Below are 19,997 nucleotides of genomic sequence, written 5' to 3'. Positions count from 1 at the left end.
TGGAAGCGATTCCACATAGCAATTAATAAAAACTGGAGACCTCATGAAACCTGCCATCCCTGCGCTGCGGCCCATCACGGCCGCCGTCGCCCTCGCCCTACCTCTGCTCGGCCTCGGCGCCGCCTCCGCCCAACAGGCCGCCCCGGCCGACAGCGGCAAGCTTGAATCGGTGGTCGTCACCGCCAACAAGCGCGCCCAGAACCTGCAAGACGTGCCGGCCTCGATCACCGTGCTGGGCGACGCCGTGCTGCAACGCTCCAACGTGCGCGACCTGGAAGACATCCCCTCGTTGTCGCCGGCGCTGACGCTGTCCTACGGCAGCCAGCCGGGCAACTTCAGCATCAATATGCGCGGCATCGGCACCTTCTCGCTGGGCATCGGCGTCGAGGCCGACGTCTCGGTCATCGTCGACGATATCCCGCAGGGCATGCAGGCCGGCGCCTTCAAGGACCTGGCCGACGTCTACCGCATCGAAGTGCTGAAGGGACCGCAGTCCACCCTGTTCGGCAAGAGCTCGATCGCCGGCGCCTTGAACATCACCACCAAGCCGATCGGCGGCCCGCTCAAGACCACCGTCAGCACCTACCTGACCGACGACCATGAATGGCGGGCCGGCTTCAGCGTCGGCGGCGCCGTGTCGGACACGCTGCGCATGCGCCTGGCCGCCAGCAAGACCAGCTACCAGGGCACGCTCAACGACCTGAGCACCGGCGGCCACCTGAACGGCAGCAAGGGCGACAACCTCAGCGGCAAACTGGAGTGGACCCCGACCGACCAGCTGACCGTGACCCTGACGCCGCACTACAACCGCACCGAGAAGTTCTGCTGCTCCAACGCCTACAGCTATATGTCGCCGGGCGGCATCTACCGCAACGCGCCGCAGCTGCCGGCCTCGCTGGTACTGGCCGGCATCGCCATCGGCCCCGGCAACCGCGACGTGCGCAACGATTACCCGACCGGCGGCAAGTTCCACGACATCGGCACCGGCGTCAAGCTGGACTGGGCGTTCGACCCCAACGGTCCGCTGGCCGGCCATACGCTGAGTTCGATCTCGTCCTACAGCCGCTACCACATGGACGACTACCAGGACAACGACAACACCGACATCGACATCCTGCCCTTCCTGCTGCTGCCCAACGGCCAGCCGACCGGCATGCACGGCGGCCTGTTCCAGTACGGTTCGTTCGACGTCCACTCGACCACGCAGGAACTGCGCCTGACCTCGCCGGACAAGGGCGCGGTGCGCTACGTTGCCGGCCTGTGGTACGGCAAGAACTGGCTGAACCGCGAGCTGACCAAGGCGCCGCTGATCCAGGCCTACGGCACCTCCTACGGCGCCGACGCCTGGAACATCAGCAAGGCCATCTACGGCCAGGGCTCGTGGGACTTCGTGCCGAACACCAGCCTGATCCTGGGCGGCCGCTACAACGACGAAGACACCGGCTACAACTTCCGCCGCTACACGGTGCCGCCGCAAGCGCACGCGCTGACCGAGTACTACCACAAGGAAGACAACGACAAGAGCTACACCGGCAAGCTGGGCCTGGAACACCGCATCAACCAGGACAGCATGGTCTACGCCATGGCCTCGACCGGGCACAAGGGCGTGGCCTACGACCTGACGTCGGGCTTCACGGCGGCCACCGCCAAACTGCCGGCCGTCAAGCCGGAAACCGCGAAGAGCTACGAAATCGGCCTCAAGCAAAGCCTGCTGGACAACCGCGCGATGCTCAGCCTGGCGCTGTTCCGCACCAACTTCTCGAACTTCCAGCAGTCGTCGAGCTTTTTCGACGCCGACGGCACCTACCGCACCGGCTTGAACAGCATCGGCGGCCTGCGCACGCAGGGCGTGGAGGCGGAAGGCAGCATCCGCGTCACGCGCGAGCTGCAGCTGAACGGCAGCTTCGCCTACACCGAGGCCACCATCCAGTCCTTCGAGAACGGCCCGTGCTACAACGTGCTCAACGCCACCGGCACCGGCACCGTGACCGGGCCTGGCTGCGTGGTCAGCCCGAAGTACAACAACAGCAATGTGCAAGACCTGGCCGGCAAGACCTTGCCGAACGCGCCCAAGATCAAGATTAACCTGGGCGGGCAGTACGATCTGGTGCTGCCGTCGCAAAGTTTTAACGGTTTCGTCGCGGCCACCACGCGCTACCAGAGCCGCACGCAGTTCTCGCTGAACCAGGATCCGATGACGGTACAGGGCGCTTTCAGCATCACAAACCTGAGCTTCGGCGTGAAGGACAAGCAGGACCGCTACAAGTTCACCTTCCTGGTCAACAACCTGTTCGACAAGCGCTATGCGGCCGGCCTGAACAACGGCTACGCCAGCAGCAACTGGAGCAGCAAGGCGCCCAATGTGCCGCTGGTGGTCAACACCACCGAGTGGCTGCCGCCGCGCGACTTCCAGCGCTACTTCGGCGCCCGCCTCGACATGACGTTCTAAAGCTTGCATCTCCTCGCGACCCTGCCATCGGGTCGCTCTTTCGCCCTCGCTCAACAAGAGCGGGGGCTTTTTTTGGGTTCTTCACGGATTTCCGGGAGATTGTTTCGCCGCACGGCGCTTCCTGCGGCGGGCGCTGCGTCCAGAGCTGGACTTGGGCTGAGCACCATTGCCTTTCGGCGCTGCCGATACGCTGGGCGAGCGGATTTCAGTTTGGCGCGGCACGAATTGGCGCGCCGCCGGCGGCGGCTGGTCCAGACCTTGCGGTAGCCGCTCTGGCGCCCGTGAACGCTGGCTGTCTGCCTGCGCGCCATCCCCGTGCAACCGCGCTATCGCCGCTTTCCGCGCCGACCGGCAGACGTCGGCCAGCAGCCACTCATTACTGCCGGGAAGGCGCAGCCAGACGGCCTTCCAGGCATTGCGGTTGCCGCTGCCGTGCAGATTGGCAAAGCAGGACGGCGATACCGCGTGCCCGTCGTACTTGATTTCCGCCCCCACCACTGTGGCGAAATAGGGCTGACGGCCGAAGCTGGCGCGCAGTCTTGTCCCCTCGGGAAGAAAAACCTGCTTCCATTGGTATCCCGCCTCGGTCGCCTCAACGGGCTGCTGCGGGGCCGGCGGCGCGGGCTTGATGTAGTTGCGAATTGCCTCAATCACGAAGGGCTCCTGGCCCAGCGAATCCGACCAGAATTTTCCGGTGAATTCGCCCAATTCAACCAGCACATCGTCGGGCACGCGGATCGGGAAGTGAAGGCTATACCTGGACATGGTGGGGGCTCCCAAAAATCGGTTTTTACTAAGCGCTGCTAACCACTACTGACCAGTACTACAGCGCGCTATCACCTACTAAAAATTCTTTGCTGAATGCTAAATGCCGATATTTTTTCGGCCTATATTCGTTAGAGGAGATTCGTGGATTTTAGTTCCGAAAATATCGTGGATTCGCACGAAATATCGGTGGTTAGCATTGGGTAGTAGTGGTTATAGCGTTTTAGTAAAAGCCGAAAAAACGGGACCGCCCTGCACATACCGATGGCGCGGCAAGAAGTTCATCCCGGCAATCCGCGATGAACCTTTTTTTTCATGGTTTCGCAAAGTCACTTAAGATAACGATATTGCTACGACCTTGTCTTCCCACCCTCTATCGCGAACAACATGGACACCACGGCGGCGCAGCAGAACAGCGATGGCCTGACAGCTGCGCAAGTAGCGGAAAAACTGCGCGCCGACGGCCCGAATGAACTTCCCACCTCACGCCCGCAGAGCGCCTGGCGCCTGTTGCTGGACGTGGTTGCCGAACCGATGTTCCTGCTGCTCGTCGCCTGCGGCGCCATCTACCTGGTGCTGGGTGATCGCAACGAAGCGCTGATGCTGCTGGCCTTTGTCGGCATCGTCATCGGCATGACGTTTTTCCAGCAACGGCGCACCGAGCGCTCGCTGAACGCCCTGCGCGACCTGTCCTCCCCGCGCGCGCTGGTGATACGGGACGGCAGGCAGGAACGCGTCGCCGGCCGCGAGCTGGTGCTCGGCGACCTGGTGCTGCTGGCCGAAGGCGATCGCGTTCCCGCCGATATCGACCTGCTCACCGCATCGAACCTGACCGTCGACGAATCCATGCTGACGGGAGAATCCGTGCCGGTGACCAAGCACGGCGCCGACGCGCTCGATGCCGGGGAACGCCGCTTGTATTCCGGCACGCTGATCACGCAAGGAACGGCGAGCGGCCTGGTGATCGCCACCGGGCCGAACAGCGCGCTGGGGCGCATCGGCGCCTCGCTCGCCGCAACGGGCGGCCAGCTGACGCCGATCCAGCTGGAAACACGACGCGTGGTCAAGGTCGTCGCCACCGGCGGCTTGTGCCTGGCCGCCGCCCTGGCGCTGGCCTACTGGTGGCAGCGCGGCGACTGGCTGCAGGGCCTGCTGGCCGGACTGACGCTGGCGATGGCCATCCTGCCCGAGGAATTGCCGGTCATCCTGACGCTGTTCCTCGGCCTGGGCGCGTGGCGCCTGGGACGCGAACAAGTGCTGGCGCGCAGCATCCCCGCGATCGAGCTGCTGGGGGCGACCACCATCCTCTGCGTCGACAAGACCGGCACGCTCACCGTCAACCGCATGGCGGTGGTCCAGCTGTGGTCGGAGCAGGCGCACTATGATTGCCAGGCGCCAGGCGCCGCCGCTTTGCAGGAGGAGCTGCACGGCCTGCTGGAATACGCCGTCCTGGCCAGCCATCGGCAAGCGTTCGATCCGATGGAGTCCGCCATCGGCCAGGCCGGCGCCCGTCTGCTGGCCAACACCGAACACCTGCATTCGGACTGGGCGCTGATCGACGACTACCCGCTGTCGCGGCAAATGCTGGCGATGTCGCGCGTCTGGCAATCGCCGGACCGTTCGGAATACCTGATCGCCGCCAAGGGTGCGCCGGAAGCCATCGTCGATCTGTGCCACCTGGAACCGGCGCGCGCGGCCGCCATCGCGAAGCAGGTCACGGCGATGGCCAATGACGGCTTGCGGGTGATCGGCGTCGCCAGCGCCATCTTCCCGGCGACCAGCCTGCCGGACAACCAGCATGTGTTTGATTTTGTCTTCCTCGGCCTGGTCGCATTGCAGGACCCGTTGCGGCCGGAAGTTCCGCAGGCGGTGGCGCAATGCCACGCGGCCGGGATGCGGGTGGTGATGATCACCGGCGACCATCCCACCACCGCGCTGGCGATCGCGCGCCAGGCCGGCATCACCGGCGACCAGGGCGGCCTGCTGTCGGGCGTCGACCTGGCGGAAATGGACGACGCGACGCTGCAGCTGCGGCTGAAGAACACCGACGTCTTTTGCCGCATCGCGCCGGAGCAGAAACTGCGCCTGGTGCAGGCGTTCCGCCACGGCGGCGAGGTGGTCGCCATGACGGGCGACGGCGTCAACGACGCGCCGGCCTTGAAGGCGGCCAGCATCGGCGTGGCGATGGGCGCGCGCGGCACCGACGTCGCGCGCGAGGCGGCCGCGCTGGTGCTGCTCAAGGACGACTTCTCGTCGCTGCTGCTGGCGGTCCGGCACGGCCGTCGCCTGTTCACCAATCTGCGCAAGGCCATCGTGTTCATCGTCGCGGTGCACGTGCCCATCGTCGGCCTGTCCATCCTGCCGGTGTTGCTGGGCTGGCCGATGCTGCTGATGCCGGTGCACATCCTGTTCCTGCAAATGGTGATCGACCCCGCCTGCTCGATCGTGTTCGAGGCCGAGCCGATCGAAGCGGGCGCCATGACCAGCGCGCCGCGCCGGCCGGACATGCATCTGTTCGACCGCCAAATCCTGGTGCGCGGCCTGCTGCAGGGAGGCGGCCTGCTGGCCATGCTGATCGGCTTTTATCTGGCCGTCAAATGGTCGGGCCAGTCCGACGACATGGCGCGCACCACGACCTTCCTGAGCTTGGTCTTGTCCAACCTGGGGCTGATCCATACCAACCGCAGCTGGTCGCAGACGTCATGGCAATGGCGGCCGGCATCGGGCCGGCCGTTCGCCTGGATCAGCCTGGCGACCACGCTGTTGCTGGCGGCCGTGCTGTGCCTGGACACCATTCGCGCGCTGTTCGCCTTTTCACGGCCCAGCTTGGGACTACTGCTGGCGTGCGGCGTGGCGACGGCGTTGAGCATCGCCTGGTTCGAACTCATCAAACACTGGTCTTCGCGTGTATAGTTTTACTCCGCCTTGACCGTCAGGCGCTTGATCGCCCGGCTCTTGCCGTAAGTGGCCGACACCAGCAGCGCCTTGCCGCAGCGGGTGCGGTACAGATAGTTGCGCTCCTCGCCGTCGACCGTGCGTTGCAGCAGCTCCAGCGGCGGCGCGGCCTGGGCCGGACAGGCGCGCAGCAGCGGCGCAGCCTCGGCCGCCGGATCGACCGCCATGTGCGCCACGGCGGCGGCCACTTCCTTCGTCACCTCCGGCTCCACATCCTCGATCGGCTTGAGCGCCTGCGCCATCGCGCAGCCGGACGCCAGCGCGACCGGCAAGAGCAGGGAAAACAGCCTGTGCATAATTGACCTTTCGTCGGTGGTTTGGGGTCCATCTTAGCGCCGCGCACGCCGCGCCGCTATGTCTCATTTTTAACAGAATCCGGAAAACTGTCTAAAAACGCCCGATTTTACAAATGGCAAAAAAGCGTGGATATACTCGTTTGGCACCCACAAGGCTCGCAGACCGAATAATCCAAAACCTATAGGAGTTCATGCAGCATGCGCCAATTCGCCCGTCCCCTGATTGCATCCCTGATCGTCCTGGCTTACGCGGGTTCCGCGCACGCCGGCAGTTACTCCGTTGACAACCTGACGCTGTACTCGAGCACCGCCGCCACCACGGCCGAAGACGCGCTGCGCCAGAACGCGGCCCAGTTCGGCCTGCCGGCATCGCTGAACAACCTGGGACTGGTGAAGGTACAGGAATCGCTCACCGGCAAGCACTACCACTACCAGCAGATGCTGCGCGGCCTGCCGGTGGACCGGGCCGAGATCATCGTCTCCATCAGCAAGAGCGGCCAGCTGCAAAAGATCTTCAACGAAACCCGCCACATCTCCGACAAGGTCGACGCCAGCGCCGTCAACCAGCTGTACAACCAGGCCCAGATCAGCGAAGACCTGGCGCTGGACAAGGCCTGGACCAATATGAAGGTGCAGCACCCGCTGGTGGCCGCCCCGACTTCCGAACTGGTGTGGGTCACCACCAAGGACGGCGTGCAACTGGCGCGCAAGGTGCGCATCGAAGCGCAGATGCCGACCGGCGGCTTCGTGCAATTCCTCAACGCGCATGACGGCGCCGTCATCGGTTCCTACTCCACCTCGCTGCCGCGCCGCGGCAAGCGCACGCTGGACGCCCGCGCCGAGCTGGCCGGCCCCGTGCTGGACCGCCACGCCGCCACCAAGGCGGTCAGCGACAGCCAGGGTTCGCACACGCGCACCGTGCAAGGCGGCGCCGTGGCCGCCGTCACGCCGTCCGGCATCAACGGTTCCGGCTACGCCTTCGATCCCGATCCACGCACGGTGCTCAACACCGACGCGCTGACCGACACCTCGGCCGCCTCCGCCTTCGACGCCGCCTACTCAACCAAGACCCTGCGCGACCTGACGGTGACCAGCGGCGTCTACAAACTGAGCGGCCCGTTCGTCAACATCAAGAACATCGAATCCCCGGCCACCGCGCCCAGCACCACCAGCAACGGCGTGTGGACGGCCAAGCGCGGCAACAACGCCTTCGACGACACCAACGTCTACTTCCACCTGGACCAGAGCCAGCGCTACATCCAGTCGCTGGGCTTCACCGGCACCAAGTCCATCATCAACCGTCCGCTGGACGTCGACACCGACGGCGTCAACGGCGACGACAACTCGCACTACAGCGGCGGCGCGGCCGGTTCCGACTACCTGGCCTTCGGCCACGGCTGCGTGAACGACAGCGAAGACGCCGACGTGATCCTGCACGAATACGGCCACGGCATCCAGGCCAACATCGACAGCAGCTGGACCGGCGGCGACACCGGCGCCATGGGCGAAGGCTTCGGCGACTACTGGGCCGCGTCCTACTCCTACAGCACGCCGAACGGCAAGATCTACCACCCCGAGTGGGCCTTCAGCTGGGACGGCCACGGCGCCTGCTGGGACGGCCGCATGCTCAACCGCACCGACGCCAAGTACAACGCCAGCAAGACCTACGCCGCGCACCAGTCGGTGACCGAGGGCGGCGTGACGTTCCAGTCGGATGAATTGTGGTCGGCGCCGCTGTATCAGTCGATGGTGGCGCTGATCGCCGCCGGCAAGCCGCGCGCCAATATCGACCAGATCATCCTGGAGGCGCACTTCGGCCTGGGCAGCAACGTCAAGATGCCGGCCATGGCCACCGCCATCGTCAACGCGGCCAAGACGCTGTTCCCGGCTGACCTGAGCTACGCCAACACCTTCCAGGCCAAGTTCGAGGCGCAGAACATCCTGTCGTCGGTGGTCAGCGGCCCGACCATCAGCGAAGTAGAGAGCAACAACACCACCGCCACCGCGCAAGCGATCACCACCGCCGGCACCACCGTCAACGGCACCATGAGCGCCTCGTCGGACGTCGACTACTACAAGATCGTGCTGCCGTCGGGTAAAACGCTGGCCCTGAGCCTGGCCCCGAACGCCAGCTCGGACTACGACCTGGAGCTGTACAACAGCGCAGGCACCAAGGTCGCGTCCAGCGTCAACGGCACCGGCGCGGTCGACAGCCTGAGCTACGGCAGCGCCGGCACGCTGTACGCCAAGGTGATCTACTACGGCGGCGGCACCGGCGCCACCAGCGGCAAATACACGCTCAAGGCCAGCTGGTAAGCCTTCCGCGGTCGAAAATTCTTCCTTTCAACGCCCCGTTCCGGGGCGTTTTTTCGTTTGACCGCCGAAAACCGCATTACGCTTGAGTGAGATTCAGAATAGCAGGCGGCGAACATGGTAAGCTTCGACCCCGGCGCTGTGACAGAGCCTCCCTTCCCACCAACTTATAACTTACTTCATGGATATCGTTCTCGCACTCAAAGCCCTGATCATGGGCCTGGTTGAAGGTTTCACGGAATTCCTGCCGATCTCGTCGACCGGCCATCTGATTCTGGCGGAACACCTGCTGGGCTTCCAGGGCATGGAAGAAAAAATGAAAGTGTTCGAGATCGTCATCCAGGCGGGCGCGATCTTTGCCGTCTGCTGGGAGTACCGCGCGCGCATCGCCGCCGTGCTGACCGGCCTGGGCGACCCGAAACAGCGGCGCTTCGCGCTCAACGTGCTGATCGCCTTCCTGCCGGCCGCCGTGCTGGGCGTGCTGTTCAACAAGGCCATCAAGGCCAAGCTGTTCGCGCCGGTGCCGGTGGCGCTGGCCTTCATCGTCGGCGGCTTCGTCATCCTGTGGGTGGAACAGCGCGAGAAGGCAAATCCGGCCATGTCGCGCATCAATTCGGTGGACGACATCACGCCGATGGACGCCCTCAAGATCGGCATCGCCCAGGCGTTCGCGCTGATACCGGGCACCAGCCGCTCCGGCGCCACCATCATGGGCAGCATGATCTTCGGTCTGTCGCGCAAGGTGGCGACCGAGTTCTCGTTCTTCCTGGCGATCCCCACCTTGCTGGGCGCCACCGTGTATTCGCTGTACAAGGAGCGCGCGCTGCTGTCGGCCACCGACCTGCCGCTGTTCTCGATCGGCACCGTGGCGGCCTTCGTCTCGGCCTTCCTGTGCGTGCGCTGGCTGCTGCGCTATATCAGCTCGCACACCTTCACCGCGTTCGCGTGGTACCGCATCGCCTTCGGCCTGATGGTGCTGGTCACCGGTTACACCGGCGTCATCGTCTGGGCCGATTAAACCTTAGTCGTCATTTTGTTGTCGGAATCGAGTAGTAGAAATGGATCATCAGGAAAATAACGAGCGCGCCCTTCATCTGCTGCAAACCGTGTTTGGCTACCCAGTCTTCCGCGGACAGCAGGCGGAGATCGTCGGCCATGTCAGCGCTGGCGGCGACGCGCTGGTCCTGATGCCCACCGGCGGCGGCAAGTCGCTGTGCTACCAGATCCCCGCGCTGGTGCGCGACGGCGTCGGCGTGGTCATCTCGCCGCTGATCGCGCTGATGCAGGACCAGGTGGACGCGCTGGCCGAAGTGGGCGTGCGCGCCGCCTTCCTCAACTCCACCCAGACCTACGAGGAAGCCAACCGCATCGAGCGGCTGGTGCGCACCGGCGAGATCGATCTGGTCTACGTGGCGCCCGAACGGCTGATGACGGAGCGCTGCCTGAACCTGTTCCAGGCGTCGAAGATCGCGCTGTTCGCCATCGACGAGGCGCACTGCGTGTCGCAATGGGGGCATGACTTCCGGCCCGAGTACATCAAGCTGTCGGTGCTGCACGAGCAGTTCCCCAACGTGCCGCGCATCGCGCTCACCGCCACCGCCGACCAGCAGACCCGCGCCGAGATCGTCCACCGCCTGCAACTGGGCGACGCGATGCAGTTCGTGTCCTCGTTCGACCGCCCCAACATCCGCTACCAGATCGTCGAGAAGGCCAACGGCCGCAAGCAGCTGCTGGACTTCATCACCACCGAACATGGCGGCGACTGCGGCATCGTCTACTGCCTGTCGCGCAAGAAGGTCGAGGAAACCGCCGAATTCCTCAACGAGAACGGCGTGCGGGCCATGGCCTACCACGCCGGCATGGACCACGCCAAGCGCTCGGCCAACCAGGCCAAGTTCCTGCGCGAAGAGAACATCGTCATGTGCGCCACCATCGCCTTCGGCATGGGCATCGACAAACCCAACGTGCGCTTCGTCTGCCACCTGGACCTGCCCAAGAGTATCGAGGGCTACTACCAGGAGACCGGCCGCGCCGGCCGCGACGGCGAGCCGTCCAGCGCCTGGATGGCCTACGGCCTGCAGGACGTGGTGCTGCAGCGCCGGATGATCGACGAATCGGAGGCCGACGAGACCTTCAAGCGCGTGCTGGGCACCAAGCTCGACGCGATGCTGGGCCTGTGCGAAACGCTGAGCTGCCGGCGCGTGCGCCTGCTCGATTATTTCGGCGAAGCCTCCGGCCCTTGCGGCAACTGCGACACCTGCCTGATCCCGCCGGTGTCGTTCGACGGCACGGTGCCGGTGCAGAAGCTGCTGTCGGCGGTGTACCGGGTCGACCAGCGCTTCGCCGCCGGCCACGTGATCGAAGTGCTGCGCGGCGTCGAGACGGACCGCATCAAGACCTGGCATCACGATTCGCTGTCGGTGTTCGGCATCGGCGCCGACCGCAGCGAGCAGGAATGGCGCGCCATCCTGCGCCAGGTGATCGCGCTCGGGTTGGTGACGGTCGACCATGAGCAATACAGCTCCTTGAAACTGACCGACGCCGCGCGGCCGGTGCTCAAGGGCGGGCAGAAGGTGCAGCTGCGCCAGTACCAGAAGCCGGTCAAGCAGAAGAGCGCGAGCCGCGCCTCCAAGGGTTATGTGGAGAGCGACCTGTCGCCGCGCGAGCAGGCCATCTTCGACAAGCTGCGCTGGTGGCGGGTGGAGACGGCGCGCGCGCACGACGTGGCGGCCTACATCATCTTCAACGACGCCACCCTGCGCGAGATCGCCAAGGCGCGTCCGACCACGCTGTCGGACCTGCGCGGCATATCGGGTGTCGGCGAGAAGAAGCTCGCTTCCTACGGCGACGAGATCGTCGCCATGATCAGCGAGATGGACTAGGCCGCAAGCGGTCAGATACGGACCAAGTTGTGCGTCGACAGCGGGCCGAAAGGCAGCGACGCCAACGGTCCGCCAACGTCCAGCGTGCCCAGGTCGACCGGGAAGAAGCCGGCGGCTTCCATGATGGCGCGCACTTGCGCCTTGGCGGCAGCATCGTCGCCCGAGTAGAACAACACGCGCTTGCCGCCTGCCGTTTCCGGCTCCTTCAACACGTTGACGTCGTTGTGGTTGAACGCCTTGACCAAGCGTGCGCCAGGCACCAATTGCTGGATGATCTGGCTCGAGTGCTTTCCACCCAGATCGACCGCCTTGATCCCATAGGCCGCCAGCGGATTGCTGGCGTCGTTCGCATCCGGCGACGTCGCGGGGTCGAAGAACTCCACCGGATTGGTACCGTCGATCACGATGCGGCCATTCCATGCCGGCAGGCTGCCCAGCACTTTCTCCGCATCGACCCAGCGCACCGCCACCAGCACCATGTCGGCGCTTGCCGCCTCTTCCACCGTGCCAGCCTTGATGGACGGTCCCAGCTCCTTGACCAGGTCGGCCAGCGAGGCAGGCCCACGGCTGTTGGAGATGGTGGCCGGGATACCTTGTTTGGCCAGAATGCGAGCGAAGTTGGAGCCGAGGGCGCCCGAACCAATGATGCCGATAGTCATGATGTTTCCTTTAGAGATTAAGTGGATAAACTGTTTGCTGAGTTGAATTCTAGGGCCAGCCAGCTTCCAGCGTTAGTAGCAACCGGCTATAATCAGTTTCAATCATCACTTGAAGGTAAAGTCATGGAGACCTTGGCCAACCTGGAATCCTTCGTGCGCAGCGCCGAGAGCGGGAGCTTTTCCGCAGCGGCCCGCCGGCTGGGCTTGACGCCGGCGGCGGTGAGCCGCAACGTCGCGCTACTGGAGCGCAATCTCGGCGTGCGGCTGTTCATGCGCAGCACGCGTGGCCTGACGCTGAGCGAAGCGGGTGAACGCTTTCAGCAATCGGTACAGGGCGGCCTCGACAGCATTCAGGGAGCGATCGCCGACATCAAGGTCAATGCCGGGCAACCGGCCGGCGTGCTGAAGCTGAGCGCGGCGCCGGGCTTCGGCATGGACTATCTGTTGCCGCTGATGCCGGCGTTCCTCGAACGGTATCCGGGCGTGATACCCGACTGGGTGTTCGATAGCCGTCCGTTGGACCTGATCGCGGGCGGCTTTGATGCGGCGATCGGCGCCGGCTTTGAGCTGCCGCCAGGTATGGTGGCGCGCGAACTGGCGCGCATCCATTTGATCGCGGTGGCGGCGCCGGCGCTATTGGAGGGCAAGCGTCGTCCCAAAGACCCCTCTGGACTTGCCGAGTTCCCCAGTGTGGTGATACGTTCTCCGGTGACTGGCCGTCAGCGGACGCAGGTCATGCGCAATCACGCCGGCGCCGAGGTCACGGCCAAGCAGCAGGCCATCATGCTGGTCAACGATCCGGATGCACTCAGCCGCGCCGTGGTGCTGGGCCTTGGAGTCGGCTTGATACCGGTGCCGCACGCAGCGCCGCATCTGGAAAGCGGTGCGCTGGTGCGCCTGCTGCCAAACTGGTACGGCGACGTCGGGGCGATCTCCCTGTATTTCACCAGCCAGAAACTGCTGCCGGCGAAGACGCGCGTGTTTATCGATTTTGTTGTCGAGGCGTTTCGGGTGCAGAATCTACCGCAAATCCTCTCCGCCAAATAACCTCGTTTTGACTATGCACACACCAATTATTTTCACCCGCTATCTCCGCCAGCTGGCCGGCATGGTCGATAAAGTGGCGCCACACCCGGAGATCCTCACGGCGCGGCTGCATGCGGAAATGCTGCCGTTTGCGTCGCAGGTGCGGGCCAGCTGCAACTTCGCGCTGCGCGGCTGCTGTCCGCTGGCGGGCCTGGCGCCGGTGAGTTTCGAAGGCGCGGAGCTGTCCCTGGCAGCGCTGGCCAAGCAGATCGCCGACACCATCGCCTACATCGCCGCGATTGATGCGCAGCGCTTCGACGGCGCGGCACAACGCCTGTGCCATGACCGCGCCGGCTTCGCCGACATCGCGCTGCCCGGCGACGAATATCTGAACCTGTACATCCTGCCGAATTTTTACTTCCACCTCAGCATGGCCTATGCCATCGCACGCAGCCACGGCGCGGCCATCGGCAAGCAGGATTTCGACGGCTACCACCTGTACGCTCCGGGGTTCTCGTTCGAAAAACCTACGGATGGAATAATTAACGGCAGGAGATGACGACTTGACGCGAGCCGGCTTTTTTCCCTGGGCTGCTTTTCACCACGCAGACGGAGAAAGTACTGTCAATTTGCCTCGACAAAGTAATTTCTCCACCTGCCCCGCCGTAGCCACACGCTAGCCATAAACCATCAGGAAAGCTGTCAGGATCAAATTTCCACGTTTCGACCATCTGCTGAGCGCGCTTCTCCACAACCGAGTACGGCACCAAGTCCGCTATCATTTCAGGCGGCCCGCCATTGAATCCTGCAGAGCTGAGCAAGAATGGGGCGGTCGGCCGTGCTTTCCATCCCTCAGGCGGGGCTACGGACTGAATAGCGGAAACAGGAAGCGCCGCCGGACATTCAATCTGCTGAACAGGCCTCTCCACAGCCCATCCATCAAACGCGAAAGCCATGCCAAACGCGATCGCCACGGTTCTTTTCATGGTCAATACTCGATCACAAAATAGGCATCGGCATTGTTACTTGGATTTTTAAACGTACCATCTTTGTTCTTTCCGCGCGATGGCAAAAAGTGCTCTTCTATATGTTTTCGTTTTCCGCCCACCCATTGATCCATCACGTAAATACCATTGGGCGCCTGACGCAAAAATAACGCGGCGTGGTTCCCATGCCGGTGATTGGGATATCGGCCATTGACGAAGGTGGCGATAGCGGTACCTTTCCTAATCAGCTGATTACCCAGCACGGCTTCTCCCTGCCGCCAGCCACTGGTAGGGCCGGCGTTCGTATATTTCTGCACCAGCGCGACACACTGGTGAGTACCAACTTTATCCTCTCCGTTGAGATCATCGACTTTAGAATAGACGTATGACATGGCAGTATCCTGTGGTGAGAAGGCGAATGCACACTATCTCGCAGAGGTACAGTCTTAGCTTTGACTTGGGCTAAAAAAGATAGAATCCAGTGGCACCGATACGCTGGTCGCACGGCCACTTCCACTTCAGCATGGTCTACACGATCGCACGCAGCCATGGCGCGGCCATCGGCAAGCAGGACTTCGACGGCTATCACCTGTACGCGCCTGGCTTCTCGTTCGAAAAGCCTACGACCTAACGATGCTGCGGTAGCGGCTGGGCGGCGCGCCGACGCTGTCGCGGAAGCGGTGGCTGAAGTGGCTCAGGTCCGCGTAGCCGCAGGCGTCGGCGATCTGCTGCAAGGGCTGCTCGGTGGTCTTCAGCAGCTGGCGCGCATGCTCCACGCGGCGCGCCGCGATCCACGCCGACGGCGGCATGCCGAACGAGATCCGGAACATCCGCGCCAGGTGGTACTCCGACATGCACGCCAGCTGCGCCAGCATGCCCAGCGAGATATTCTGCGCCAGGTTCGCTTCGATGTAGTCGGCCAGACGGCGCCGCACCACTGGCGCCAGGCCGCCGCGCACACGCTGCTGGTGCTGCGGCATCGATTGCGACAGCAGCAGGTGGCTCAGGGTTTCGTGCGCCGTCTCGTTGGCGCGCAGTTGACCGTCCGCGCCTTCCCACGACATGCCCGCCAAGTCCGCACACAGGCGGCCGATGCGTTCATCTTCAAAATAGGTGCGGTCGGCCAGCGTGATCTCGCGCGGCTCGCGGTCCAGCTCCACCACGGCGCGCCGCGTGAAGTGCTCGGGCAGGAAGTAGACGTGCAGGAAGCGCAGCGGCCCGCGCACCGTCCAGCTGGATTCGTGCCAGTCCGGCAGCGTGCACAGACGCTCTGGCGCACCATACAGGCCGGGCAGCTCGTCGCGCTCGGTGCGATAGCCGCCGCCCATGTAGTAGGACAGCGTGTGGTGGCCAGGCTTGCTGTAGCTGGTCTCGGCCACCTCGGTGTCGCGGCGCCAGATGGCCACCGCCAGCTCGTCGCCCAGCCAGGCGAAACGCTCCAGCTCCGCGTCCGTTTCGGACATGGTGCGGAACACCGCGTGCGAGATCAGCCCGTCCGGCGGGCGGGCGGGGGAGGCATCGGTGGCGTTGGAAGGGCGGGCTGGCACGGCGCGGACATTCAGTAAGAGTTGACTGAAAGTCTAGCACGGAGCGCGCCCTCCCCGCCGGCGGCCGGCCGATTTGCGCAATTTCAGACAAGCGCCGCCCGCGCGCACCCGGCATGCTGGCGGCATGAATATCTTCCTTTACCTGCTCACCGTCCTGATCTGGGGGACCACATGGATCGCCATCACCTTCCAGCTTGGCGTGGTGCCGGCGCCGGTGTCGATCGCCTACCGCTTCTGGCTGGCCGCCGCCGTCCTGATGGGATTCTTGCTCGTCACGCGCAAGCCGTGGTGGCCGCCGCGCCAGGCGTGGCGCTACCTGTTCGCCCAGGGCCTGGCGCTGTTTTGCCTGAATTTCCTGTGCTTCTACTACGCCAGCCAGTGGATCACCAGCGGCCTGGAAGCCGTGGTGTTTTCCACCGCGCCGATCTGGAACGCCATCAACGGCCGCATCTTCCTCGGCCGGCCGATACGCCGCCAGGTGATGATGGGCGCCCTGCTCGGGCTGACCGGCATCGTGCTGCTGTTCTCGCCGCAGATGGCCGGCCACTGGAACGACAGCAAGGTGATGATGGGCCTCGCGCTGACCCTGGGCGGCACGCTGTGCTTCTCCTGCGGGAACCTGCTGTCGAGCCGCATGCAGTCGCTGGGCCTGACGCCGTGGCTGACCAACACCTGGGCCATGCTGATCGGCTCCACCACGCTGGGCGTGGCGGCGCTGGCGCTGGGCATGCCGTTCGCGCTGGAGCCGAGTACGCGCTACGTCGGCGCGCTGCTGTATCTGGCGATACCCGGTTCGGTGATCGGTTTCACCGCCTATCTGTTGCTGGTCGGCCGCATAGGACCGGACCGCGCGGCCTATTCCACGGTATTATTCCCCATCGTGGCACTGACCATTTCAACGATCTACGAAGGCTACCACTGGACGCCGACGGCCCTGGCCGGGCTGGCGCTGGTACTGGCGGGGAATCTGCTGGCGTTCCTGCCGCTGGCCCCGCGCACCAAAGCGATGGGAGCCGCATAAAACAGGGAAACGCATGAAGAGATACGTCGCTGCACTGACACTGGCATTGGCGGCGTCCGCACAAGGCGCCGAAGCGCCGGCCGACACAATCTACCGCAACGGCTACATCTACACCGTGGACGCCAGGGACAGCGTGCAGCAGGCGCTGGCCGTGCGCGCCGGCCGCATCGTCTACGTCGGCGACAACGCCGGCGCCAAGCCGCTGACCGGCAAGAAGACCAAGGTCATCGACCTGCACGGCCGCATGCTGATGCCCGGCCTGGTCGACGGTCATATGCACCCGCAATCGGGCGGCAGCCGCCTGCTCAATTGCAGCCTTGATTACGCGGCGCTGACGGTGGCCCAATTCCAGTCGCGCATCCAGGCCTGCCTGGACAAGGACAAGAAGTCCGACGCCAGCCGCTGGCTGGTGGTGGTCAACTGGTTCCAGCAAGGGATGTTGCCGGACGGCGTGGAAACCAACGCCGCCACGCTCGACGCGCTGAAGACCGAACGCCCCGTCATCGTGCGCTCTTCCTTCGGCCATTCGGCGCTGCTCAATTCAAAAGGCGTGCAACTGGCCGGCATCAAGCGCGACACGCCCGATCCCGCTGGCGGCAAGATCACCCGCGACGCCAAGGGCGACGCCACCGGCCTGCTGGAAGACGCCGCGCAGGACATGGCGATGAACCTGCTGCCACCGCTGACGGTGGCCGAGAACCTGGCCGCCTCCAAGGCCGCACTGGCGGCGATGCGCAAGCAGGGCATCACCAGCTTCCTCGACGCCTACACCGATCCCGAAACCATGACCGCCTTCGCCGACCTGCACCAGCAGGGCAAGCTGACGGCGCGCGCCCACTTCGCGGTGCTGATCGACCTGGATAAAGGCGCCACGCCACAAAGCGCGGTGGCCGAACTGCTCAAGCAACAGAAGCAGTTCGACCAGGGGCCGACCACCGTCAAACCGTCGATGCAGGTGCGCCACGCCAAATTGTTCATGGACGGCGTGATCTCAGCACCGGCCTTCACCGGCGCCATGCTGGAGCCCTACCTGGTCAACCAGGGCACCGGCCCGGCCAGCTACTTCTCGCCCGAAGCGTTGAGGACCACGTTGACGGAACTGGCCAAGGCCCGCATCGATCCGCACATCCACGTCGACGGCGACCGCGCCGTGCGTGAATCGCTGGACGCCATCGAATACCTGCGCTCCACGCCCGCCGGCAAGGACATCCGCCCCGCGCTGGCGCACGACGAAATCGTCGCCCCGGCCGACTATCCGCGCTTCGCCAAACTCGATGTGACGCCGGTGCTGTCCTTCCAATGGGGGAAACCGGCGCCCGACACCGTGGGCGCGCTGAAGGACTACATGGGCCCACAGCGCTACGCCATCGTCGAACCGCAGGCGCTGCTGCTGAACGCCGGTGCGCGCATCGCCTATGGCAGCGACTGGCCGGTCGATCCGCTCGACGAATGGTTCGCACTGAAAGTCGGCGTGACCCGCACCGCCGCGCCGGACGCCGGCAAGCAATACGCCGGCACGCTGGGTCCCCAGCCCGGCATGCCGCGCGCCGCCGTGCTGCGCGCCATCACGCTCAACGCCGCCTACACGCTGCGCCAGGAAGCGCTGACCGGATCGCTGGAACCGGGCAAGCTGGCCGACATGATCGTTTTGGACCGGAATTTCTTCACCATTCCGGCCGAGGACATCGCCAACATCAAGGTGCTGCAGACTATGGTGGGCGGCAAAATTGTGTATCAGGCCGAGGGCATGCGTTAAGATGTCGGCCTTTAGATAAACAGGCATGCCATGGAACTCGCCATCTCCCTGCTGATCATCGCCGTCACCGGCCTGGTGGTCTACGCGATCATCAAGACCAATCCGGCCAAGCCGATGCCGCTGCCGGAGCGCCCCGCCACGCCGTATGAACCGAAGCTGCCCGACGTCGCTCCCGCGCTGCACTGGTCCGACGACGGCCGCTTCCTGGTCGAAGTGGTCAACGAATCGCGCTACCAGGCCACGCTCAAGGCGCTGGCCGGCGACCATGGCGACCAGGCCGCCGCGACGCCCTACCTGGCGACGCTGGTGCCGGACGATGTCAATCCCTACGAGAGCGCGGCCGTCGCAGTCTTCCTCAACGGCCGCATGACGGGCTACCTGTCGCCCAAGGCTTCGCTGACCTTCCGCGCGCTGCTGAAGCACAAGGAAATCGAAGGCCAGGTCACCAGCTGCGACGCCCAGGTGCGCGGTGGCGGCGTGTGGCAGAGCGGCCACCTGGCCTATGTCGTGGTGCTGGATATCGAGCAGCTGGAAAAGTGATGAAGGTGTTTGCCCTGTCCCTGCTGATGGCGGCGGGCGCCGCCTCGGCCCAGCCGCTGTTGATTCATTACACGCAAAGCCCACCGCTGCAATATGCCGACTCGCGCGGCGTGCTGACGGGTCACGCCGCAGCACCCGCCATCGCCGCGCTCACCGCAGCCGGCATCCCGTTTGTCGTGCGCCAGACGCCGGCCAAGCAGCAGCTGGTGCTGATGCAGGCGGCCGAGCAGGAACCCGCCTGCATGCTGGGCTGGTTGCAAACGCCGGAGCGCGAACGCGTCGGAAAATTCTCGGAAGTGGTGTATGAGGACAAGCGCCCGTTCGCGCTGACCTGGAGCGGCAATCCCGCCATGCATGACGAGGAACCGCTGAAGGATACGCTGGCCGACAAGCAGCTGCGCGTGGTGGTGAACCGGGGAGTGTCCTACGGCGTGGTGATCGACCGCGGCCTGCTGCGCTACAAGACGCCGACCATCCCAAGCAGTGCGGACACGCAGCAGCTGCTGGACATGCTGCGCCGGCACAGCATCGACTACTTCTTCATCACGGAGGAGGAGTTGGACGAAGCGATCAAGGCCTCGGGCTATCCGGCCTCGCACTACAAGCGCATCTACTTCTCCGACCTGTACAAAGGCTACGCGCGTCGCCTGTGGTGCAGCAAGTCGGTGCCGGACGAGACGTTCAAGCGCTTGAACGGCGCCATCGTCCGGCTGCACAAATAATTGAACCCCGCGTGATTGAAGCGATACGCCAGCTGCGCCGCGTAGGGGTCAGACCCCGCGGGGTCTGACCCCGCTTGGCC

Annotated in this window: 18 protein-coding genes; 12 read left to right on the top strand and 6 right to left on the bottom strand. The window is 64.5% G+C overall.

What is annotated here, in order from left to right:
• The first annotated feature begins 43 nt into the window (after positions 1 to 43).
• Positions 44 to 2,449: a TonB-dependent receptor gene (locus tag KVP70_RS23685; protein WP_217944899.1), complete on the top strand. Its 2,406-nt coding sequence runs from the start codon at positions 44 to 46 to the stop codon at positions 2,447 to 2,449.
• An 81-nt stretch (positions 2,450 to 2,530) separates the two neighbouring features.
• On the opposite strand, the gene KVP70_RS23680 is transcribed toward KVP70_RS23685, so the two are convergent.
• Positions 2,531 to 3,214 carry a hypothetical protein gene (locus tag KVP70_RS23680; RefSeq protein ID WP_217944898.1) on the bottom strand — a complete coding sequence of 228 codons (684 nt, stop codon included), beginning with the start codon at positions 3,212 to 3,214 and terminating at the stop codon, positions 2,531 to 2,533.
• Positions 3,215 to 3,601: 387 nt separating this feature from the next.
• Between KVP70_RS23680 and KVP70_RS23675 the strand changes: the two genes are divergently transcribed.
• A complete protein-coding gene (locus tag KVP70_RS23675) occupies positions 3,602 to 6,127 on the top strand; it encodes a cation-translocating P-type ATPase (protein WP_217944897.1) in 2,526 nt (841 codons plus the stop codon).
• Between the two features lie 2 nt (positions 6,128 to 6,129).
• On the opposite strand, the gene KVP70_RS23670 is transcribed toward KVP70_RS23675, so the two are convergent.
• Positions 6,130 to 6,465: a hypothetical protein gene (locus KVP70_RS23670; RefSeq protein ID WP_217944896.1), complete on the bottom strand. Its 336-nt coding sequence runs from the start codon at positions 6,463 to 6,465 to the stop codon at positions 6,130 to 6,132.
• A 198-nt stretch (positions 6,466 to 6,663) separates the two neighbouring features.
• On the opposite strand from KVP70_RS23670, the gene KVP70_RS23665 reads away from it, so the two are divergent.
• From KVP70_RS23665 to recQ, 3 genes are all read left to right on the top strand, one after another.
• Positions 6,664 to 8,781, top strand: coding sequence for a M36 family metallopeptidase (locus tag KVP70_RS23665; protein WP_217944895.1), 2,118 nt, complete (start codon positions 6,664 to 6,666; stop codon positions 8,779 to 8,781).
• 178 nt (positions 8,782 to 8,959) lie between these two features.
• Positions 8,960 to 9,796 carry an undecaprenyl-diphosphate phosphatase gene (locus KVP70_RS23660; protein ID WP_217944893.1) on the top strand — a complete coding sequence of 279 codons (837 nt, stop codon included), beginning with the start codon at positions 8,960 to 8,962 and terminating at the stop codon, positions 9,794 to 9,796.
• Positions 9,797 to 9,836: 40 nt separating this feature from the next.
• Complete coding sequence (gene recQ / locus KVP70_RS23655) at positions 9,837 to 11,660, top strand: DNA helicase RecQ (protein ID WP_217944891.1); 1,824 nt, start codon at positions 9,837 to 9,839, stop codon at positions 11,658 to 11,660.
• An 11-nt stretch (positions 11,661 to 11,671) separates the two neighbouring features.
• Here recQ and KVP70_RS23650 read toward each other — a convergent pair whose 3' ends face one another.
• Positions 11,672 to 12,319, bottom strand: coding sequence for an NADPH-dependent F420 reductase (locus KVP70_RS23650; protein WP_217944889.1), 648 nt, complete (start codon positions 12,317 to 12,319; stop codon positions 11,672 to 11,674).
• Between the two features lie 123 nt (positions 12,320 to 12,442).
• Here KVP70_RS23650 and KVP70_RS23645 point away from each other — a divergent pair, with 123 nt between their 5' ends.
• Together KVP70_RS23645 and KVP70_RS23640 are read left to right on the top strand one after the other, a co-directional pair.
• Positions 12,443 to 13,366: a LysR family transcriptional regulator gene (locus KVP70_RS23645; RefSeq protein ID WP_217944887.1), complete on the top strand. Its 924-nt coding sequence runs from the start codon at positions 12,443 to 12,445 to the stop codon at positions 13,364 to 13,366.
• 13 nt (positions 13,367 to 13,379) lie between these two features.
• Complete coding sequence (locus tag KVP70_RS23640) at positions 13,380 to 13,904, top strand: DUF1993 family protein (protein WP_217944885.1); 525 nt, start codon at positions 13,380 to 13,382, stop codon at positions 13,902 to 13,904.
• Here the strand turns inward: KVP70_RS23640 and KVP70_RS23635 are convergent.
• Together KVP70_RS23635 and KVP70_RS23630 are read right to left on the bottom strand one after the other, a co-directional pair.
• Positions 13,888 to 14,331, bottom strand: coding sequence for an STY0301 family protein (locus KVP70_RS23635; protein ID WP_217944883.1), 444 nt, complete (start codon positions 14,329 to 14,331; stop codon positions 13,888 to 13,890). The two genes, KVP70_RS23640 and KVP70_RS23635, sit on opposite strands and share 17 nt — an antisense overlap.
• 2 nt (positions 14,332 to 14,333) lie before the next feature.
• Positions 14,334 to 14,723, bottom strand: a complete 390-nt coding sequence (locus KVP70_RS23630) for a BPSL0067 family protein (protein ID WP_217944881.1) — start codon at positions 14,721 to 14,723, stop codon at positions 14,334 to 14,336.
• Positions 14,724 to 14,812: 89 nt separating this feature from the next.
• Here KVP70_RS23630 and KVP70_RS23625 point away from each other — a divergent pair, with 89 nt between their 5' ends.
• Positions 14,813 to 14,962, top strand: a complete 150-nt coding sequence (locus KVP70_RS23625; protein ID WP_262311776.1) for a DUF1993 family protein — start codon at positions 14,813 to 14,815, stop codon at positions 14,960 to 14,962.
• Here the strand turns inward: KVP70_RS23625 and KVP70_RS23620 are convergent.
• On the bottom strand, positions 14,952 to 15,878 hold the full coding sequence (locus tag KVP70_RS23620; protein ID WP_217944879.1) for an AraC family transcriptional regulator: 927 nt from the start codon (positions 15,876 to 15,878) through the stop codon (positions 14,952 to 14,954). The genes KVP70_RS23625 and KVP70_RS23620 overlap by 11 nt on opposite strands.
• Positions 15,879 to 16,002: 124 nt before the next feature.
• On the opposite strand from KVP70_RS23620, the gene KVP70_RS23615 reads away from it, so the two are divergent.
• Genes KVP70_RS23615 through KVP70_RS23600 form a run of 4 tightly spaced genes read left to right on the top strand, consistent with a single transcriptional unit; the run spans position 16,003 to position 19,917 of the window.
• Positions 16,003 to 16,899 carry a DMT family transporter gene (locus KVP70_RS23615; protein WP_217944877.1) on the top strand — a complete coding sequence of 299 codons (897 nt, stop codon included), beginning with the start codon at positions 16,003 to 16,005 and terminating at the stop codon, positions 16,897 to 16,899.
• Positions 16,900 to 16,912: 13 nt separating this feature from the next.
• Positions 16,913 to 18,655: an amidohydrolase gene (locus tag KVP70_RS23610; protein ID WP_217944875.1), complete on the top strand. Its 1,743-nt coding sequence runs from the start codon at positions 16,913 to 16,915 to the stop codon at positions 18,653 to 18,655.
• A gap of 30 nt (positions 18,656 to 18,685) precedes the next feature.
• Positions 18,686 to 19,195 (top strand): hypothetical protein, encoded by a 510-nt coding sequence (locus KVP70_RS23605; RefSeq protein ID WP_217944873.1) that lies wholly within the window; start codon positions 18,686 to 18,688, stop codon positions 19,193 to 19,195.
• Positions 19,195 to 19,917 carry a transporter substrate-binding domain-containing protein gene (locus tag KVP70_RS23600; RefSeq protein WP_217944871.1) on the top strand — a complete coding sequence of 241 codons (723 nt, stop codon included), beginning with the start codon at positions 19,195 to 19,197 and terminating at the stop codon, positions 19,915 to 19,917. Before KVP70_RS23605 ends, KVP70_RS23600 begins: the two co-directional genes overlap by 1 nt.
• Positions 19,918 to 19,997: the final 80 nt, after the last annotated feature.

It is taken from the genome of Duganella violaceipulchra (genome assembly GCF_019166075.1).
Lineage (GTDB): Bacteria > Pseudomonadota > Gammaproteobacteria > Burkholderiales > Burkholderiaceae_D > Rugamonas > Rugamonas violaceipulchra.
The sequence above is the reverse complement of the archived record's forward strand: the minus strand, read 5'-3'. Positions and strand labels throughout refer to the sequence as shown.

Bases quoted from the DNA above. Each gene is read 5' to 3' on its own strand.
- KVP70_RS23605 (WP_217944873.1), top strand. From the start codon at position 18,686: ATGGAACTCGCCATCTCCCTGCTGATCATCGCCGTCACCGGCCTGGTG.
- KVP70_RS23680 (WP_217944898.1), bottom strand. From the start codon at position 3,214: ATGTCCAGGTATAGCCTTCACTTCCCGATCCGCGTGCCCGACGATGTG.
- KVP70_RS23645 (WP_217944887.1), top strand. From the start codon at position 12,443: ATGGAGACCTTGGCCAACCTGGAATCCTTCGTGCGCAGCGCCGAGAGC.
- KVP70_RS23660 (WP_217944893.1), top strand. From the start codon at position 8,960: ATGGATATCGTTCTCGCACTCAAAGCCCTGATCATGGGCCTGGTTGAA.
- KVP70_RS23635 (WP_217944883.1), bottom strand. From the start codon at position 14,331: ATGAAAAGAACCGTGGCGATCGCGTTTGGCATGGCTTTCGCGTTTGAT.
- KVP70_RS23640 (WP_217944885.1), top strand. From the start codon at position 13,380: ATGCACACACCAATTATTTTCACCCGCTATCTCCGCCAGCTGGCCGGC.
- KVP70_RS23675 (WP_217944897.1), top strand. From the start codon at position 3,602: ATGGACACCACGGCGGCGCAGCAGAACAGCGATGGCCTGACAGCTGCG.
- KVP70_RS23670 (WP_217944896.1), bottom strand. From the start codon at position 6,465: ATGCACAGGCTGTTTTCCCTGCTCTTGCCGGTCGCGCTGGCGTCCGGC.
- KVP70_RS23615 (WP_217944877.1), top strand. From the start codon at position 16,003: ATGAATATCTTCCTTTACCTGCTCACCGTCCTGATCTGGGGGACCACA.
- KVP70_RS23600 (WP_217944871.1), top strand. From the start codon at position 19,195: ATGAAGGTGTTTGCCCTGTCCCTGCTGATGGCGGCGGGCGCCGCCTCG.
- KVP70_RS23650 (WP_217944889.1), bottom strand. From the start codon at position 12,319: ATGACTATCGGCATCATTGGTTCGGGCGCCCTCGGCTCCAACTTCGCT.
- KVP70_RS23685 (WP_217944899.1), top strand. From the start codon at position 44: ATGAAACCTGCCATCCCTGCGCTGCGGCCCATCACGGCCGCCGTCGCC.
- KVP70_RS23610 (WP_217944875.1), top strand. From the start codon at position 16,913: ATGAAGAGATACGTCGCTGCACTGACACTGGCATTGGCGGCGTCCGCA.
- KVP70_RS23665 (WP_217944895.1), top strand. From the start codon at position 6,664: ATGCGCCAATTCGCCCGTCCCCTGATTGCATCCCTGATCGTCCTGGCT.
- KVP70_RS23630 (WP_217944881.1), bottom strand. From the start codon at position 14,723: ATGTCATACGTCTATTCTAAAGTCGATGATCTCAACGGAGAGGATAAA.
- recQ (WP_217944891.1), top strand. From the start codon at position 9,837: ATGGATCATCAGGAAAATAACGAGCGCGCCCTTCATCTGCTGCAAACC.